We start from the raw sequence: 16,248 nt of genomic DNA, 5'->3' as shown, positions 1-16,248 counted from the left end.
CCCCGATGACGCGCATTCGCACCGCTCGCGGCAACTCAGATGCGCACGCGCTCGGGCGCATGGCCGAGGAAGCGGCGTGCCGCTTCCTGCTCAGCCGGGGACTGACCCTGCTCGAAAGGAATTTCCGCCATCGCCAGCTGGAAATAGACCTGATCATGCTGGAAAAAACCTGTATCGTATTCGTCGAGGTGCGCTGTCGCAGCAGCGCCCGCTACGGCAGCGCACTGGAAAGCGTGGACCGCAGGAAACAGGAAAGGCTGATCGTCGCGGCCCAGCACTATCTGCAGACCCGTGCGCGCGCGACAAAACATTCCGCCCGCTTCGATGTCATATCCGTCACACCGGACGTGGACGAGGCGAATATCGAATGGATCAGGGACGCATTCGGCGCCTGAGGGCCGCCGCAGGTTCAAGGCAGGAGGATCGCATCACCATGAAAAGCAACTGGCTGGCCCTGGCACTGGCGGCGCTCGCCCTCGGTCCGTGCGCAGGCTGCGTCGCGCCGGTACTGGTCGCCGGCGCGGCGGCCGGCGCCGCGATGGCCACCGACAAACGCACGACCGGCGCCGTGCTCGACGACCAGTCGATCGAGTTGAAGGCCGGCGGGGAGGTCAATGCGGACGACACCCTCAAGGACGCGCACATCTCCATCACCAGCTACAACCGCATAGTACTGCTGACCGGCCAGGTGCCCGCCCAGGAACTGCGCGACCGGGTGATTGCGCACGTAAACACCGTCGACAAGGTGCGCTCGATCCATGACGAGCTGACCATCGGCCCCTCCATCAGCATGAAGCAGCGCGGCATCGACTCGCTGACCACGGCGAAGGTCAAGAGCCGACTGCTCGGCGAACAGGGCCTGCCCTCGGTCCACGTCAAGGTGGTCACCGAGAACAACGTGGTCTATCTCATGGGCATCGCCCGGCGCAATGACGCCCAGTACATCGCCCGCATCGTCCAGCAGGTCGACGGCGTCGTGCGCGTCGTGCTCGTCATCGAATATCTCGATTAAAGAGGACGATGCCTCCGGGGTTCATCAGCGCGCTGACCCGCATCGTCGGGGACGGCAACGTCCTGCAGGATCCCGCCGATTGCTGGCCCTACGGCTATGACAACAGCCGTCGCCACCATCCGCCGGAAGCGGTCGCCTTCGCCACTACCCACGCGCATGTGCGGGACATACTGCGTCTGTGCATTCACGCGGATGTCTCCGTGGTGGCACGCGGACGCGGCACCGGCACCACCGGGGCCACGGTACCGACGCGTGGCGGCCTGGTGCTGTCGCTGGAACGCATGAACCGCATCCTGCGGGTCGCACCCGAGGATCGACTGATGGTGGTCGAACCTGGCGTGACCAATCAGGAGGCGCAGGACGCCGCCGCCGCCGCGGGCTTCTTCTGGCCGCCGGACCCCACCAGCGCGGCCTACTGCACCATCGGCGGCAACCTCGCCTACAACTCGGCCGGACCGCGCAGCGTGAAATACGGCACGCCGCGCGAGAACGTGCTCGGCCTGCGTGCCGTGACCGGTGCCGGCGAGGAGATCCGGACCGGGGTTTTCACCAGCAAAGGGGTCGTGGGCTATGACCTGACCCGGCTCCTGATCGGCTCGGAAGGCACGCTCGCCGTCATCACCGAAGCAACCCTGAAGCTGACCCCGCTCGCCGAGGCGCGCCGCACCATGCAGGCCGTATACGACTCCATTCATGCCGCGGCGCAGGCCGTCTCGCGTATCATGGCGCAGCCGGTCACGCCCTGCGCGCTCGAATTCATCGATGCGCGCGCCATCGAGATGATCCGCGACTATTCCAGCGCCGACCTGCCGGCGGGCGCCGGGGCCATGCTGATGATCGAGGCGGACGGACCCGCAGTGGCGATGGACGCCGCGATTGAGGCGATCCGGATCGCCTGTACCCTGCCGGGCCTGGTCGCCTTCAAGGCGGCGGCGAATCCGGCCGAGACGGCGGCGCTGTGGGCGACCCGCAAGGCGCTGTCTCCGGCGCTGCGCAAGGTGGCGCCCAAGAAGATCAACGAGGATGTGGTGGTGCCCGTGTCGCGCATCCCGCAGCTCATCGGCGGCCTGGAGCGGCTGTCCATCGAGTCCGGCGTGACGATCGTCAACTTCGGCCACGCGGGTAACGGCAACATCCATGTCAATCTGCTCGTCGATCCGGACGATGCGCGCCAGATGGAACAGGCGCATGCCTGCCTGTCACGCGTATTCGATCTGGTGCTGGAACTCGGCGGCACGCTGTCGGGCGAACACGGGGTGGGACTGGAGAAGCGCGATTACATCGGGCGCGAGATCGATCCGGTCACGCTGGACCTGATGCGGCGCCTGAAACGGGAATTCGATCCGCGCGGGATACTCAACCCGGACAAGATGTTTCCGCTGCCGACTGCAGATCCGTCCGCCGGACCCTGATCGGGACCCCGGCTATTTCACCACCTGCAGCCGCGGCTTGCCGGGTTTGGTGGGCGCGCCGGAAGGGGGTTGCGGAGGCGGCGGGGCCTCCCCGCCGTTCTCCTCCTGCCCGAATACCATGCCCTTGCCGTTCTCTTTCGCGTAGATCGCCAGCACGGCGGACACCGGAATGACGATCTCCTGGCTGCGTCCGCCGAAACGCGCCTGAAACATGATCCACTCGTTGTCCTGATGATAGCCGCTCACGGCGCGCGCGCTGATATTCAGGATGATCTTGCCGTTCTCGACATATTGCTCCGGGACGCGTATCCCCTCGACGCCGGCATTCACCAGCAGATGCGGCGTCAATCCGTTGTCGACGATCCATTCATGGATGGCCCGCAGGATATAGGGCCGACTGGAAGTCATGACGGTCATTGGGAAGAAGGCGGAATCGTCTTACTTGACGAATTCCTGCTCGACCTCGGACAGGCTGGACAGAAAGGAGTCCCGCTTGAATATACGCTCGGCATAGCGCTGGACGGGTTTCGCCTGCGTCGGTATCTCCACGCCGTAATGCGGCAGGCGCCACAGGATGGGGCCCATGCTGCATTCGATCAGCCCGAACTCGTCACTCATGAAATAGGGCTTCTTCACCAGCATGGGAGCCAGCATGGTGAGGTCGTCGCGCAGGGCCTTGCGCGCCTTTTCCGCCTTGTCCCGTTCGCCCCCGGTGAGGTCGGCGATCATGCTGTACCAGTCCACGTCGATCCGGTGCAGCATCATGCGGGTACGCGCGCGCGACACCGGATCCACCGGCATCAGCGGGGGATGCGGGAAACGCTCATCGAGATACTCCATGATAATCAGCGAATCGTAGAGCACGAGATCGCGGTCGACCAGGGTGGGGACGGTGTTGTAGGCGTTGATGTCGATCAGATCTTCCGGTGGATTGTTGATGTCGACATCCACGACATCGGCGGTAATGCCTTTTTCGGAGAGAACGATGCGGACGCGATGACTGAGCGGACAATCGGCCCGCGAGTAGAGAGTCATCACAGGCCTGCGCGCGGCTGATATCGCCATTAAGATGGATCTCCCCAGTATGATTTACGCGGTGGGACCGACCGACCAAATATAGCATACCCGCCGGATGGGCGTCACAAAGCCGACGGCCGCCGGGAACTTCCCGGAACGTGCCGCCCGGTGCCGCCCTAGAAACCGCGCGCCGCGCGTATCCTTTCGTATGCCTTGCGAATTTCATGCGTCTTCTCGCTCGCCAGCTTCATCATCTCCTCCGGCAGGCCCTTGGCCACCAGCTTGTCCGGATGATGCTGATTCAGCAGGCGCCGATAGGCGCGTTTGATCTCCTCGTCATTCGCTTCCGCGGACACCCCGAGAACCGCGTAGGCGCGGGCGAGTTCGTCCCCGCGCAGCCCGCCGCGCGGGAAGCGCCCGCGGGCTCCGCTCACCATTGCGTCCAGGTGCTCGAACTGTGCGGGTGTGATACCGATGCGGGCGCAGATATGCAGCAGGATTTTCCGTTCCGCCGGGTGCAGCACGCCGTCCACATAGGCCGCCTGCAGCAGGATCTCGATGAACATCCGCAGCAACAGGCGGCTGCGGTGGCATTCGCGCTTGAATTGATCGAGCACCTCATCGAGCGCGAAATCGGGCTGCTTGCCCTGGCGATACAGGTTCTTCGCCAGGTCGCGCAATTCTTCACCCAGCTGCATCTGGACCATGACCGCCTCGGCGAGGCGGATCTCGTCACGCGTGACCCGCCCGTCCGCCTTGGCCAGGTGACCCAGCACGGAAAACGTCGCGGTGAAGAACGCGGTCTGGGTGCGTTCGCGGACGCTGGGGGAACTGGACCGGTGCGCGTCCATGGTATGGCCCAGCGCCGCGCCGACCAGGGCGCCCAGCGGACCGCCGAGCACAAACCCGAAACTCCCGCCCAGGAGCTTGCCCCACCAGCTCATCACGCCACCCCGCGCACCACGCCGCAGCGGCGCGAACAGCCGGAGCTGAATTCATCGATCGGCATGCCTCACCTCGTCAATCCGCGCGGGATTCCGCGTCCGCCACCTGACCGGGGGGATGCCACAACGTGGCGGCCTCCTCCAGCACGAAGGATTTGAACGCCTGGGCCACCGGGGAGAAACGCTTGCCCGCCCGGTGGACGATATACCACTGGCGCATGATGGGAAACCCCTCGACGTCGAGCACGGCGAGCCGTCCCGTCTCGAGTTCGAGCTCGAGGGTATGGATCGATACGATGCCCAGGCCCAGGCCGGCCTGCACCGCCTGCTGCACCGCCTCGTTACTGCGCATCTCCATCCCCGTTCTGAGCCGCACGCCTTGTTCAGCGAAGAATCGCTCCATGGCGATGCGCGTACCCGAGGCAGGCTCACGTACGACGAAGGTCTCGCCCTGAAGCTCGGCCAACGGGATATGCCGGCGGCGGATGAGCGGATGCTCCGTCGCGGCGATGACCACCAGCGGATTGTCCATGAAGGGCTCGGCGACCAGATCCAGCTCTTCCGGCGGCTTCCCCATGATCACCAGATCGGTGACGTTATTCTCCAGATCGTGCAGCAGGCCCTCGCGGTTGGTGACATCGAGACTGACCGTCAGGTGTTCCACCCGCCGGCTGAAGGTGGCGATGAGACGCGTGGCGAAATAGTTGGCGGTACTCGCGACCGCCAGGCTGAGTCGTCCGCGCTGCATCCCCCTCATCTGCTCGAGCGCCGCCTCGGTGTCGTCGAGCTGCTGCTGGATCACACGGCTGCACTGATATACCTCGTGACCCGCCTCGGTCAGATGGATACCCCGCCCCAGCTGCTCGAACAGATGCAGGCCGACGTTCTCCTCCAATTGCTTGATCTGCATGGAGACCGCGGGCTGGGAGAGATGCAGTTCCTCCGCCGCCCGGGTATAGCTCATGTGACGCGCGACGGAGGCGAAGACCTTGAGTTGGCGAAGGGTCACATGCATGGCAACAATATATAAGATTTAACTTATGCTATCAATTAATAATATTGATTTTACATTATATGTCTGCCTCCTATAATCATCCCATCCAGCCGACGGGAGGGGCGTCAACCGGCTGGGAAGGTAGAGGCACCCGCGCCGCCAACACGCGGGTATCCGGTCGCGCCAAGCTGCATAACATCATCAACTAGCTCTCAGGAGAACTGGCCATGGCAGTGAAAACCTACAAAGCGGGAGTGAAGGAATACCGCGAAACCTATTGGATGCCGGAGTACACCCCGGCGGATACCGACATCCTCGCCTGCTTCAAGATCACCCCGCAGGCCGGCGTGCCGCGCGAGGAGGCTGCCGCCGCCGTCGCCGCGGAGAGCTCGACCGGGACCTGGACCACGGTGTGGACCGACCTGCTGACCGATCTCGACTACTACAAGGGCCGCGCCTATGCCATCGAGGACGTGCCGGGCGACGACGAATCCTTCTACGCCTTCATCGCCTACCCGATCGACCTGTTCGAAGAAGGCTCGGTCGTCAACGTGTTCACCTCGCTGGTTGGCAACGTGTTCGGCTTCAAGGCCGTGCGTCACCTGCGCCTGGAAGACGTCCGTTTCCCGATCGCCTACGTGAAGACCTGCGGCGGCCCGCCCAACGGCATCCAGGTCGAGCGCGATATCATGAACAAGTACGGCCGTCCTCTGCTCGGTTGCACCATCAAGCCGAAGCTCGGCCTGTCGGCCAAGAACTACGGCCGCGCCGTCTACGAATGTCTGCGTGGCGGTCTGGATTTCACCAAGGACGACGAGAACATCAACTCGCAGCCGTTCATGCGCTGGCGCCAGCGCTTCGATTTCGTCATGGATGCGATCGACAAATCCGAACGAGAGACCGGTGAGCGCAAGGGACATTACCTCAACGTGACCGCGCCGACCCCGGAAGAGATGTACAAGCGCGCGGAATACGCCAAGGAGATCGGTGCGCCGATCATCATGCACGACTATATCACCGGCGGCTTTACCGCTAACACGGGCCTGGCCAACTGGTGCCGTGACAACGGCATGCTGCTACACATCCACCGCGCCATGCATGCCGTACTCGACCGCCACCCGAAGCATGGCATCCACTTCCGCGTGCTGGCCAAGATCCTGCGTCTGTCCGGTGGCGACCACCTGCACACCGGCACCGTGGTCGGCAAGCTGGAAGGCGACCGCGCCGCGACCTTGGGCTGGATCGACCTGCTGCGCGACCGCTACATCAAGGAAGACCGCTCGCGCGGCATCTTCTTCGATCAGGACTGGGGTTCCATGCCCGGCGTCTTCGCCGTGGCCTCCGGCGGCATCCACGTCTGGCACATGCCGGCGCTGGTCACGATCTTCGGCAATGACTCTGTGCTCCAGTTCGGCGGCGGCACCCTCGGCCATCCGTGGGGCAACGCGGCCGGCGCGGCGGCCAACCGCGTCGCGCTCGAGGCCTGCGTCGAGGCCCGCAACCAGGGTCGCGCCCTCGAGAAGGAAGGCAAGGAGATCCTCCTCAACGCCGCCAAGAGCAGCCCCGAGCTGAAGATGGCGCTGGAGACCTGGAAGGAGATCAAGTTCGAGTTCGACACCGTGGACAAGCTGGACGTGGCGCACAAGTAAGAACCCGTGAGGCGTGAGGGGCAAGGAGCCGGGTGTTAAACCCTGGGTTCCGCCCCGCCCCTCACGCCTGACTCCTCACCTGATTAAATTTTAAGGAGCGTGCAATGAGCGAAATGCAAGATTACAAGTCGAGCCTGACCGACTTCTCGAGCCGCAAGTTCGAGACCTTCTCCTACCTGCCGGAGATGAGCAAGGACAACATCCGCAAGCAGGTGGAATACATCGTCAAGCAGGGCTGGAACCCGGCCATCGAGCACAGCGAGCCGGAAAACGCCTTCGATCATTACTGGTACATGTGGAAACTGCCGATGTTCGGCGAGACCAACGTCGACAAGATCCTGGCCGAGGCCGAGGCCTGCCACAAGGCGCACCCGCGCAACCACGTGCGCCTGGTCGGCTATGACAACTACGCCCAGTCGCAGGGGACCGCGATGGTGATCTACCGCGGCCCGATGAACTGATCCCGCCGCGGGTATGCTGTAGCCAGCACCCCCTGCCCGGGATCGCCGCGCAGGGGGTTTTTTTTGATGCAGAGCAAAGCGCACAGCCGGGCATGACGATCCCGCGTTCCCGTTTGCGCCCTTTCCTCTTTATCCCCCGGCCGGAGTGAGAAACGATGAGCAAGACCGACAGCGCGCAGTATCAGATCAAGAAGGAACCCTACTATCTGCCGGTGCACGACGAGGTGGGGCTGTACGAGGCCGCCTACGCCGCCCGCATGCCGATCATGCTCAAGGGCCCCACCGGCTGCGGCAAGACGCGCTTCGTCGAGTACATGGCATGGAAACTCGGACGCCCGCTCATCACCGTGGCGTGCAACGAGGACATGACGGCCTCTGACCTGGTCGGCCGCTTCCTGCTCGATGTCACCGGCACGCGCTGGCAGGACGGGCCGCTCACCACGGCGGCGCGCATCGGCGCCATCTGCTACCTCGACGAGGTGGTCGAGGCACGCCAGGACACCACCGTGGTGATCCATCCGCTGACCGACTACCGCCGCACGCTGCCGCTCGACAAGAAGGGCGAACTGGTGGAAGCGCACCCGGATTTCCATCTGGTCATCTCCTACAACCCCGGCTATCAGAGCCTGATGAAGGACCTGAAACAGTCGACCAAGCAGCGCTTCGGCGCGCTCGACTTCAATTATCCCGCCGCCGAGATCGAGACCCGCGTGGTACAGCATGAAACCGGCGTCGATGCGGCGATCGCCGGCAAGCTGGTGCAGATCGCCCAGCGTGCGCGCAACCTCAAGGGCCACGGGCTGGACGAAGGCATCTCGACCCGCCTGCTGGTATACGCCGGCCAGCTCATCGCCAAGGGCATCGAGCCGGTGGCGGCGTGCCGGATGGCGCTGGTGCGGCCGCTCACCGACGACCCCGACATGCGTGACACGCTCGACGCCGCGGTGCATACCTTCTTCGGATGAGCGCCCGCGGATGACCGGCCCGGAACGTAAGCCGTCATCGGCGCGGCGCAAGCTCAGCAAGGCACCGCCATGAGCTTCAACCTCGACGAATACCGCGCGGGATTCGCGCAGGCGGCGCCCGCGCTGGCGACCGCCCTCGACGCTATCTTCCCGGAAGCGGCGCGCGTCATGTCTCCCGCGGGACTCAAGAACTATCTCGACGGCGCGCGCGGCCTGGCCGGTCTTGGCCGCGGCAACGACCTCATCGTCTCCTATCTGGAGGAAATGCCGGCGGTGGTGCAGGAATGCGGCGAGGACATCATTCCGGACTGCGTCCATGCCGCGCTCAAGCTATCGTCGATGACCTCGGGCGAAGTCATCGCACTGCTGTTCGCCAGCCTGCCGATGGCGGCGCAGCGGCTGGGCGATCCCGAACTGCTGCGCAGCTATCTCAACCTGCTCCACCAGATGTCGGCCAAGGCGCCGCGCGGGTTGCGCCCGCTGCTCGGCCACATCGACGAGCTGCTGTCCAAGCTGACGCTGAGCGGGCTGCGGCGCTGGGCCAACTTCGGCGCGCACGCCTACCGGCAGGATCTCAACAAGCTGGTGAACTACTTCAGCCTGGCGACCGAGGACAGCCGCGCCGTTCTGCAGCAGGAGCGCCGCGGCACGCTCTTCATCGACAGCCAGCGTAAGCTCAATTTCTACCTGCGCGCACTGTGGGCGCGCGACTTCCAGCTGCGTCCGACGGCGGCCGACCACGCCGACTTCCGCCCCTACATCGAGGCCCGCACGCTGCATCTTCCGGATGCGGTCGACGACCTCGCCGGCGTCGGCGGACTCGAACTCTACCGCGCGATCGCCGCGCACATGGCGGCGCACATCTGCTACACCGACCGCCCGCTGAGCGCGGAACAGCTCAGTCCAGCGCAGATGTTCTTCATTGGCCTGGTCGAGGACGCGCGCGTGGAATACTGCGCGGTGCGCGAGTTCCCCGGCCTGTTCAGGCTGTGGCGCGCGCTGCATGCGCTGAAGGCCGACGAGCCCGCTGAACACCCCGCGCTCGGCCTGCTGGAGCGCCTCGCGCTGTGCCTGCTCGACGGCGACGCGCGCTGCGGCGATGCGGAACTCGACGCGCTGGCGGCGCGTTTCCACGCCGGGATCGAGGCGCGCCGAAGCGATACCGGCCTGGCCTGGGAAATCGGGCTCGAGCTGTTCCATCTGTTCGCCACGCGCCGCGCCGTTCCCGCGCTGCGCATCCTGCAGGGCATCCGCATCCCCTATCGCGATGACAACCGCTACAGCTGGAGTTTCGAGGAGTTCGCCTGGACCGAGGCCGACACCCTCGCCGCCGCGACGCGCCAGGTGCGGCGCAAGGTCTCGGTGATGGACATGGTGAACGAGGTCGACTGCGAGCTGGCGGGCGACGACGCGCAGGAGATCTGGGCGCTGGCGACTGAATTCTTCCGCGATGGCGACCCCGAAGGCGTGAGCATGAACCAGATCGAGGGCCGCGAACCGGTCTCCGATCCCTTCCACTACCAGGAATGGGACTATCAGGTCCAGTTGCACCGCCCGAACTGGGCGACGGTCTATGAACGCCGCGCCCCCGCCGGCGATCCGGCCGAAATCGAACGCATCCTGCGCGAACACCGGCCGATCGCCGCGCGCATCCGCCAGATCGTCGACCTGCTGCGTCCCGCCGGGGTCGTCCGCCAGCGCAAGCTGGAGGACGGCGACGAGATCGACGTCAACGCGGCGGTCGAAGCGATGGTGAATCTCCGCCTCGGCCTGTCGCCCGATCCGCGCATCACGCTGCGCAACGTGCTCAACACGCGCGACCTGTGCGTGCTGCTGCTGCTCGACCTGTCGGAGTCGACCAATGAGACGGTGACCGGCGCCGACAAAACGGTGCTGGCGCTGACACGTGAGGCCTGCGCTCTGGTGGCCACCGCCATCGAGGGCATCGGCGACCCCTACGCGGTGCACGGCTTCGCCTCCGACGGCCGCCACGACGTGCGCTATTTCCGCGTCAAGGATTTCAAGCAGCCGTTCGACGATACAGCCAAGGCGCGCCTGGCCGGCATGCGCGGCGGACTGTCGACCCGCATGGGCACGGCGCTGCGCCACGCGGGACAACACCTGCTGCATCAGCCGCAGCGCCGCAAGCTCCTGCTGCTGGTGACCGACGGTGAACCTGCCGACATCGACGAGCGCGATCCGCAGTACCTGCGCTACGACGCCAAGAAGGCGGTCGAGGAACTGCACACCCGCGGCATCGTCACCTACTGCCTCTCGCTCGACCCGCAGGCGGACGGGTACGTGCGCCGCATCTTCGGCGCCGGCAATTACACGGTGATCGACCACGTGCAGCGCCTGCCCGAACAGCTCCCCGCCCTGTTCGCCAGCCTGACCGGTTGAGCACGAGGCTGTCACCCGGCGCGGTTTGTTGCTAGACTGAGGCCGTTTCGCTGCCGCCGCTCCGACCCGACAGCCCCGCGCCACCGTCAATCCACCGCAGACTGGATCAGCATGAACCCGACCGAGACCCGCGCCGCCGCGGACGGCGAACCTCTGCACACCATCGAACACGACGGGTGCCGCCTCACCCTGCTCGGCACCGCGCACGTCTCGCGGGCCAGCGCGGACGCCGTGCGCGAGCTGATCGCGAGCGGGGCCTACGACGCTGTCGCGATCGAGCTGTGCCCGAGCCGGCACAATGCCATCGTCAATCCGGACGCCCTGGCCAAGATGGACCTGTTCGAGGTGATCCGCCGCGGCAAGGTCCTGATGGTCGCGGCGAATCTGGCGCTCGGCGCCTTCCAGCAGCGCATGGCGGAGCAGCTCGGCATTACCCCGGGCGCGGAAATGCGCATGGCGATCGACTGCGCGCGTGAGCACCACCTGCCGGTGTTGCTCATCGACCGCGAGATCGCGGTGACGCTCAAACGCTGCTATCACAGCGTCTCCTGGTGGCAGCGCATTCATCTGCTGTCCGGCCTCGTCGCCAGCGTACTCGTGCAACGCAAGGTCACCGAAGCGGAAATCGAGCGCCTGAAGGAAGGCGACATGCTCGAGTCCGCCTTCACCCAGTTCGCCGAACAGGCGCAAGGCCTCTATATCGGATTGATCGATGAGCGCGACCGTTACATGGCCGCACGACTGGCCGGCGCGGCCGGCGGCCACCGCAACCTGCTGGCCGTGGTCGGCGCCGGCCACCTGAAGGGCATCCGGCGGTATCTGGACGAATACCTCCAGCACCCGCCTGCGGCGGGACTTTCGAGCCTGATCGAACAGCTCGACACCCCGCCCGCGCCCAGCCGCTGGCCGGCGCTGATCTCATGGCTCATCGTCGCGCTGATCCTCGGGGGCTTCGCCGTGGGTTTCACCCAGGATTCCGCCATCGGCTGGGGCATGGTCACCGACTGGATCCTGATCACCGGCGGCCTGGCGGCGCTCGGTACACTGCTCGCGGGCGGACATCTGTTGACCGTCGGCAGTGCGTTTCTCGCCGCCCCACTGACGACGCTGAATCCGCTGATCGGCGTCGGCATGATCACGGCGGCGGTCGAGGCCTGGCTGCGGCGACCCAGCATCGGCGATTTCTCGCGCCTGCGCGCGGACGTATCCCGCCTGAAGGGGTGGTGGCACAATCGCGTCGCGCGCACCCTGCTGGTGTTCCTGTTCAGTTCGATCGGCGCCGCCTCGGGGACGTATCTCGCCGGCGCGCTGATCCTGCGCCAGCTCGCGCAGCACTGACCGCCGCCGCGGCTCAGTCCACGTAGGGACCGTTCTGCCGGATCGGTTCCCCGTGAGGGCGGCCGAAACAGAACATGAGCAGGCTTTCCTGCCACCCTTCCACATGGACGCTGCCGGGATCCGCCATGAAACAGGCCTCTCCGACATCGAGTCCGCGGCCGTTGACGGCGGCGGCGCCCTCCACGACATAGATGAAGCCGCGATAGCCCGCCGGCACCGGGGCGCGATGAACGGCGCCGGGATCGAGATGCACGGCAAGGTATTCGACGGGTGTGTGGAGCCGCAGCGGAGAACCCTTGCCGGCGATCTCGACCGCGTGACCGCCCGTGAAACGATGCACCGGGAGGGCGTCCACATCGACCTGCTGGTAATCCGGCGCGATCCCCTTCAGGCGCTGTGGCAGATTGATCCACAACTGGATGCCGCGGATCGTCCCGCGACCCACCGGCTGCTCTGAATGCGTGATGCCCTGTCCGGCGGTGAAACGCTGGGCGCCGCCGGCGATCACCGTCGAACGATTGCCCAGATTGTCTTCATGGCGCAGCGCGCCCGCGAAGACGTAGGTGATCGCCTCGAAGCCGCGGTGGGAATGCTCGGGAAACCCGGTCTCCGGGTTGATGACGAAATGATCCCAGAAGACGAAGGGATCGTAATTGTGCCAATCCGGCACCGGCATCAGGCGCCGCACATCCACGCCCGCACCTTCCTTCATCTCGACCGCGCGCCGGACCGTCATCGGCACCGCGGCAGGCGTGCCCCCGGCACGCGGGCCAGGCGCAGAGGGCGCGCCGCCCTGGCCCCCACTCGTCCCTTCCGGTCTGCCCTCCCAGCTCATACGTGGCACACTCCCGACGCGCAAGTACCGGCGAGGATTCGGCTTGCCTCATCCGCAACCGGTGCCCACCCCGCAAGATACGGGATCGTTTCCATGGTAACCTCCGTCAACTGTGGCGCTGTGATATCGTGGCTTATTATCCACGCTTTGCCCCGGGTTGACAGCGAATTTCACTGCAAATCGCGGTCGCTCCGCAAGCCGACGGATCCCGGCGCAAGCACAACACCGGGGCGCAATCGCCCCGCTCGGCCCTGCTATCCACATGATCAAACTCTGAATTCGGTGACCGATGAAAACACTGACGCCCCACATGGGACTCCTGCTCCTGCTGTTGAATCCCGCAGCGCCGGTCCTGGCCGCCTGTGACGATCCGCCCGCCCGTGACGTGATATGGATCAATTGCGACAAGAAAGGGGCCGATCTCAGCGATACCGATCTGCGCGGTGCCATCCTCACACGCAGCAACCTGGAAGGCGCCAAATTGAGCCGGGCCCGTCTGTCCGGCGCCGAGTTCAACTTCGCCGACCTGCGCGCGGCGCAGCTCGATGACGCCCGCCTGGACAAGGCCCGCTTCGTCAGCGCGAACCTGGGCGGGGCGGATCTCGGGGACGCCATCCTCGACGGGAGCTCCTTCGATCGCGCGATCCTGACCGGCGCCAACCTCGACGGCAGCCGGCTGCGCGCGAGTTCCTTCTACCAGGCGGATCTGCGCGACGCGACCCTGCGTGGCGCCCAGTTGCAGAAGGCCAATCTGAGCCAGGCCGATCTCAGCGGCGCGGATCTGGCTGCGGCGGACCTCTCCGATGCCACGCTTGAGCAGGCCTCCCTTGAGGAGACGAAGCTGGGCAAGGCCGTGCTGCGGGGCGCGAACCTGGAGAAGGCCAATCTGCTGGGCGCCGACCTGAGCGGAGCGGATCTCTCCCGGGCCAGTCTCGTCAACGCGGAAATCTCCAAGGCGCGTTTCGAAGATGCGGTGCTCGACGATGCGCAATGGACCAACCGGCGCCGCTGTCGCCCCGGATCGGTGAGCGAATGCCGCTGAACGCGTTCAGGCGAGCACGGGCGGCAACTGCGCGATCAGCGTTTGCTTCTCGGCGACCGCCGAGCCGATGAGGGCGAAACCGAGCAAGGCACCGTCGGGCGCGAGAAACCGTGCCCGCACTCCACCTTCGACGCTATCCTCCCGCCACTCCCCTGCCGCGTCGGACGGAGCGGGCGACACCACGGCCGGACAGGACGGCGTCTTGACCTGCACCGGCATCGCCGGATAGACGACCGGCGCGGGGTCGCCGCCCAGGGTGCGTGCGAGCGCGCGGGCACCATGCATGATCGGCATCACGAAGGGCAGCACATGCCCCTCGACCTCCGCGCAATCCCCGAGGGCGTACACGCCCGCGGCACTGGTCTGCAGGTAGCGATCGACCACAATGCCGCGGCGCACCGCCAGACCGGCCGCCGCGGCAAGAGCGGTCTCCGGGCGCAAGCCGATCGCCGAGAGCACCACGTCCGCCTCCAGCACCGTGCCGTCGGTGAGCGCGATCGAACAGGCACCGTCCCGGCGCGTGATCGAGCGCACCGTGGTCCCCAATCGCCAGACCACGCCAGCCGCCTCGAGCGCGGCGCGGAACGCGGCCCCCGCCCGCGGCGGCAACAGGCGCCCGAGCGGGATCGCGTCCGGCCCGATGACCGTCACCCGTTTGCCGATGCTGCGCAGATCATCGGCGAACTCGCAGCCGATCAGGCCGGGACCGATGACGGCGACATGCCCGGCCTCCGCGACAGCGGCACGATAGCGGGCATAGTCCATCAATGAGTTCACCGTGAGCACGGCAGCGACACCGTCGCCCTCGGCGGGCAGCGCCAGCTGCCGCGCACCGAGCGCGAGCACCAGCCTGGAATACGGAACCGACGCACCGTCGACCTGAAGCAGGCCATTGGCGATGTCGACGGCGGCGACCTCGGCACCGGCGCGAATCGTCACGTTGAGCTGCTCGGCCATACGGGCGGCATCCGCGCTGGCAAGCCGGGCGGGACTCATGTCATGGGCGAGCGCGTTGGAAAGCATCGGCTTGGAATAGAATTCGCCGCCGTCACGCGTGAACATGGTCACGGGCGTCGCGGCGTCGAGCTTCCTGAATTCCCGCGCAAGGGAGTACCCGGCGAGCCCCGTGCCGACGATGATGACAGGGTTCACCACCGGCTACCCGGCCGCATTCCGGCGGGATGGCGTCCCGTATCCCGCTGTTCGCTGTGGCCGCATTGCCTTCATGCCCGTGGTTTAGATGTTATACTTGGCCGTCAGCCGCGCGTCACGGCCTTTCGAGATCGTCAGTATATCCGGTTTCCCGGCGCTCCACCCCGGACACGTTCGCCCGCCGTTACGGCATGGCGGGCGGCGGAAACGCGGAAGCGGCAGGTCCGGCCCGCCCGCGCGGCGGCCATCATCAAACATCCGCAAGCTGAAAGCAGACAACATGAGTCATTGGATCCAAGGACACGTGGTCGGCAAACACCACTGGACCGACGAACTGTATTCTCTCCGCATCGATGCCGCCGTCGAACCGTTCCGCGCGGGCCAGTTCACCCGGCTCGCGCTCGATATCGACGGCGAACGGGTCGGCCGTCCCTATTCCTATGTCAACGCCCCGGACGAGCGTCCGCTCGAGTTCTATTTCATCACCATCCCGCACGGCCCGCTCACCGACCGTCTGCGCCAGCTGCAGGTCGGCGACCCGATCTGGGTGGGCACGCGCGCCGGCGGTTTCTTCACACTCGCGTCCGTGCCCGACGCGCGCCACCTGTGGCTGTTCGCCAGCGGTACGGCGCTCGGCGTCTTTCTGTCCCAGCTCAAGACCGGGGAACCCTGGCGCCGCTTCAGCAGGGTCATCCTGGTACACGGCGTACGAACGGCAGGCGAGCTTACCTATCAGAACGAGATCGCGCGTTTCACCGGTAATTACGCAGAACAGTTCGTCTATATCCCGTTCGTCAGCCGCGAAGAAACCGATTTCGCCTTGCGCGGGCGCATCCCGGACGCCCTCCGCGACGGCCGCCTGGAGCGGCGCGCGGGTATCGCGCTCACGGCTACCACCTGTCAGGTCATGATCTGCGGCAACCCCGACATGGTGCGCGATACCACTGCGGTGCTCGAGGAGCGTGGCCTGAAGAAGAACCGCCGCACGGACTCCGGACAGATCACAACCGAAAACTACTGGTAGGCC

16 protein-coding genes are annotated in these 16,248 nt (G+C 65.8%); 10 read left to right on the top strand and 6 right to left on the bottom strand.

What is annotated here, in order from left to right; translation table 11 throughout:
* Positions 1 to 5 precede the first annotated feature (5 nt).
* The 3 genes from IPM20_11525 to IPM20_11515 are packed head-to-tail and all read left to right on the top strand — an operon-like array spanning position 6 to position 2,424.
* Entirely contained in the window at positions 6 to 395 is a 390-nt protein-coding gene (locus IPM20_11525; protein ID MBK9132250.1) for a YraN family protein, read from the top strand.
* Between the two features lie 38 nt (positions 396 to 433).
* Complete coding sequence (locus IPM20_11520) at positions 434 to 1,012, top strand: BON domain-containing protein (protein MBK9132249.1); 579 nt, start codon at positions 434 to 436, stop codon at positions 1,010 to 1,012.
* 8 nt (positions 1,013 to 1,020) lie between these two features.
* Entirely contained in the window at positions 1,021 to 2,424 is a 1,404-nt protein-coding gene (locus IPM20_11515; protein ID MBK9132248.1) for an FAD-binding protein, read from the top strand.
* Between the two features lie 12 nt (positions 2,425 to 2,436).
* Here the strand turns inward: IPM20_11515 and IPM20_11510 are convergent, their stop codons facing one another.
* The 4 genes from IPM20_11510 to IPM20_11495 all read right to left on the bottom strand — a co-directional run bounded on the left by IPM20_11510 (position 2,437) and on the right by IPM20_11495 (position 5,400).
* A complete protein-coding gene (locus IPM20_11510) occupies positions 2,437 to 2,832 on the bottom strand; it encodes a ClpXP protease specificity-enhancing factor (protein ID MBK9132247.1) in 396 nt (131 codons plus the stop codon).
* Between the two features lie 30 nt (positions 2,833 to 2,862).
* Entirely contained in the window at positions 2,863 to 3,489 is a 627-nt protein-coding gene (locus IPM20_11505; GenBank protein MBK9132246.1) for a glutathione S-transferase N-terminal domain-containing protein, read from the bottom strand.
* A 128-nt stretch (positions 3,490 to 3,617) separates the two neighbouring features.
* Positions 3,618 to 4,385 (bottom strand): co-chaperone DjlA, encoded by a 768-nt coding sequence (gene djlA, locus IPM20_11500; protein MBK9132245.1) that lies wholly within the window; start codon positions 4,383 to 4,385, stop codon positions 3,618 to 3,620.
* A gap of 76 nt (positions 4,386 to 4,461) precedes the next feature.
* Entirely contained in the window at positions 4,462 to 5,400 is a 939-nt protein-coding gene (locus tag IPM20_11495) for a LysR family transcriptional regulator (GenBank protein ID MBK9132244.1), read from the bottom strand.
* Positions 5,401 to 5,606: 206 nt separating this feature from the next.
* On the opposite strand from IPM20_11495, the gene IPM20_11490 reads away from it, so the two are divergent.
* The 5 genes from IPM20_11490 to IPM20_11470 all read left to right on the top strand — a co-directional run bounded on the left by IPM20_11490 (position 5,607) and on the right by IPM20_11470 (position 12,192).
* On the top strand, positions 5,607 to 7,028 hold the full coding sequence (locus tag IPM20_11490; GenBank protein ID MBK9132243.1) for a form I ribulose bisphosphate carboxylase large subunit: 1,422 nt from the start codon (positions 5,607 to 5,609) through the stop codon (positions 7,026 to 7,028).
* Positions 7,029 to 7,132: 104 nt separating this feature from the next.
* Complete coding sequence (locus IPM20_11485; protein ID MBK9132242.1) at positions 7,133 to 7,489, top strand: ribulose bisphosphate carboxylase small subunit; 357 nt, start codon at positions 7,133 to 7,135, stop codon at positions 7,487 to 7,489.
* 155 nt (positions 7,490 to 7,644) lie between these two features.
* Positions 7,645 to 8,454, top strand: a complete 810-nt coding sequence (locus IPM20_11480) for a CbbQ/NirQ/NorQ/GpvN family protein (GenBank protein ID MBK9132241.1) — start codon at positions 7,645 to 7,647, stop codon at positions 8,452 to 8,454.
* A gap of 69 nt (positions 8,455 to 8,523) precedes the next feature.
* Complete coding sequence (locus IPM20_11475; GenBank protein ID MBK9132240.1) at positions 8,524 to 10,854, top strand: nitric oxide reductase activation protein NorD; 2,331 nt, start codon at positions 8,524 to 8,526, stop codon at positions 10,852 to 10,854.
* A 111-nt stretch (positions 10,855 to 10,965) separates the two neighbouring features.
* On the top strand, positions 10,966 to 12,192 hold the full coding sequence (locus IPM20_11470) for a TraB/GumN family protein (GenBank protein MBK9132239.1): 1,227 nt from the start codon (positions 10,966 to 10,968) through the stop codon (positions 12,190 to 12,192).
* Positions 12,193 to 12,205: 13 nt separating this feature from the next.
* On the opposite strand, the gene IPM20_11465 is transcribed toward IPM20_11470, so the two are convergent.
* Positions 12,206 to 12,928 (bottom strand): pirin family protein, encoded by a 723-nt coding sequence (locus tag IPM20_11465; protein ID MBK9132238.1) that lies wholly within the window; start codon positions 12,926 to 12,928, stop codon positions 12,206 to 12,208.
* 409 nt (positions 12,929 to 13,337) lie between these two features.
* On the opposite strand from IPM20_11465, the gene IPM20_11460 reads away from it, so the two are divergent.
* Positions 13,338 to 14,069: a pentapeptide repeat-containing protein gene (locus tag IPM20_11460; GenBank protein MBK9132237.1), complete on the top strand. Its 732-nt coding sequence runs from the start codon at positions 13,338 to 13,340 to the stop codon at positions 14,067 to 14,069.
* Positions 14,070 to 14,075: 6 nt separating this feature from the next.
* Here the strand turns inward: IPM20_11460 and IPM20_11455 are convergent, their stop codons facing one another.
* Entirely contained in the window at positions 14,076 to 15,221 is a 1,146-nt protein-coding gene (locus IPM20_11455; protein MBK9132236.1) for an FAD-dependent oxidoreductase, read from the bottom strand.
* Positions 15,222 to 15,501: 280 nt separating this feature from the next.
* Between IPM20_11455 and IPM20_11450 the strand changes: the two genes are divergently transcribed.
* Positions 15,502 to 16,245 (top strand): ferredoxin--NADP reductase, encoded by a 744-nt coding sequence (locus IPM20_11450; GenBank protein ID MBK9132235.1) that lies wholly within the window; start codon positions 15,502 to 15,504, stop codon positions 16,243 to 16,245.
* Positions 16,246 to 16,248 lie beyond the last annotated feature (3 nt).

Source organism: Gammaproteobacteria bacterium (assembly GCA_016716465.1).
Classification (GTDB): domain Bacteria; phylum Pseudomonadota; class Gammaproteobacteria; order SZUA-140; family SZUA-140; genus JADJWH01.
This window is presented reverse-complemented; position numbering and strand designations above follow the sequence as displayed.

Coding starts and splice junctions, on each gene's coding strand:
- IPM20_11525 (MBK9132250.1), top strand. CDS start 6: ATGACGCGCATTCGCACCGCTCGCGGCAACTCAGATGCGCACGCGCTC.
- IPM20_11520 (MBK9132249.1), top strand. CDS start 434: ATGAAAAGCAACTGGCTGGCCCTGGCACTGGCGGCGCTCGCCCTCGGT.
- IPM20_11515 (MBK9132248.1), top strand. CDS start 1,021: ATGCCTCCGGGGTTCATCAGCGCGCTGACCCGCATCGTCGGGGACGGC.
- IPM20_11510 (MBK9132247.1), bottom strand. CDS start 2,832: ATGACTTCCAGTCGGCCCTATATCCTGCGGGCCATCCATGAATGGATC.
- IPM20_11505 (MBK9132246.1), bottom strand. CDS start 3,489: ATGGCGATATCAGCCGCGCGCAGGCCTGTGATGACTCTCTACTCGCGG.
- djlA (MBK9132245.1), bottom strand. CDS start 4,385: ATGAGCTGGTGGGGCAAGCTCCTGGGCGGGAGTTTCGGGTTTGTGCTC.
- IPM20_11495 (MBK9132244.1), bottom strand. CDS start 5,400: ATGCATGTGACCCTTCGCCAACTCAAGGTCTTCGCCTCCGTCGCGCGT.
- IPM20_11490 (MBK9132243.1), top strand. CDS start 5,607: ATGGCAGTGAAAACCTACAAAGCGGGAGTGAAGGAATACCGCGAAACC.
- IPM20_11485 (MBK9132242.1), top strand. CDS start 7,133: ATGAGCGAAATGCAAGATTACAAGTCGAGCCTGACCGACTTCTCGAGC.
- IPM20_11480 (MBK9132241.1), top strand. CDS start 7,645: ATGAGCAAGACCGACAGCGCGCAGTATCAGATCAAGAAGGAACCCTAC.
- IPM20_11475 (MBK9132240.1), top strand. CDS start 8,524: ATGAGCTTCAACCTCGACGAATACCGCGCGGGATTCGCGCAGGCGGCG.
- IPM20_11470 (MBK9132239.1), top strand. CDS start 10,966: ATGAACCCGACCGAGACCCGCGCCGCCGCGGACGGCGAACCTCTGCAC.
- IPM20_11465 (MBK9132238.1), bottom strand. CDS start 12,928: ATGACGGTCCGGCGCGCGGTCGAGATGAAGGAAGGTGCGGGCGTGGAT.
- IPM20_11460 (MBK9132237.1), top strand. CDS start 13,338: ATGGGACTCCTGCTCCTGCTGTTGAATCCCGCAGCGCCGGTCCTGGCC.
- IPM20_11450 (MBK9132235.1), top strand. CDS start 15,502: ATGAGTCATTGGATCCAAGGACACGTGGTCGGCAAACACCACTGGACC.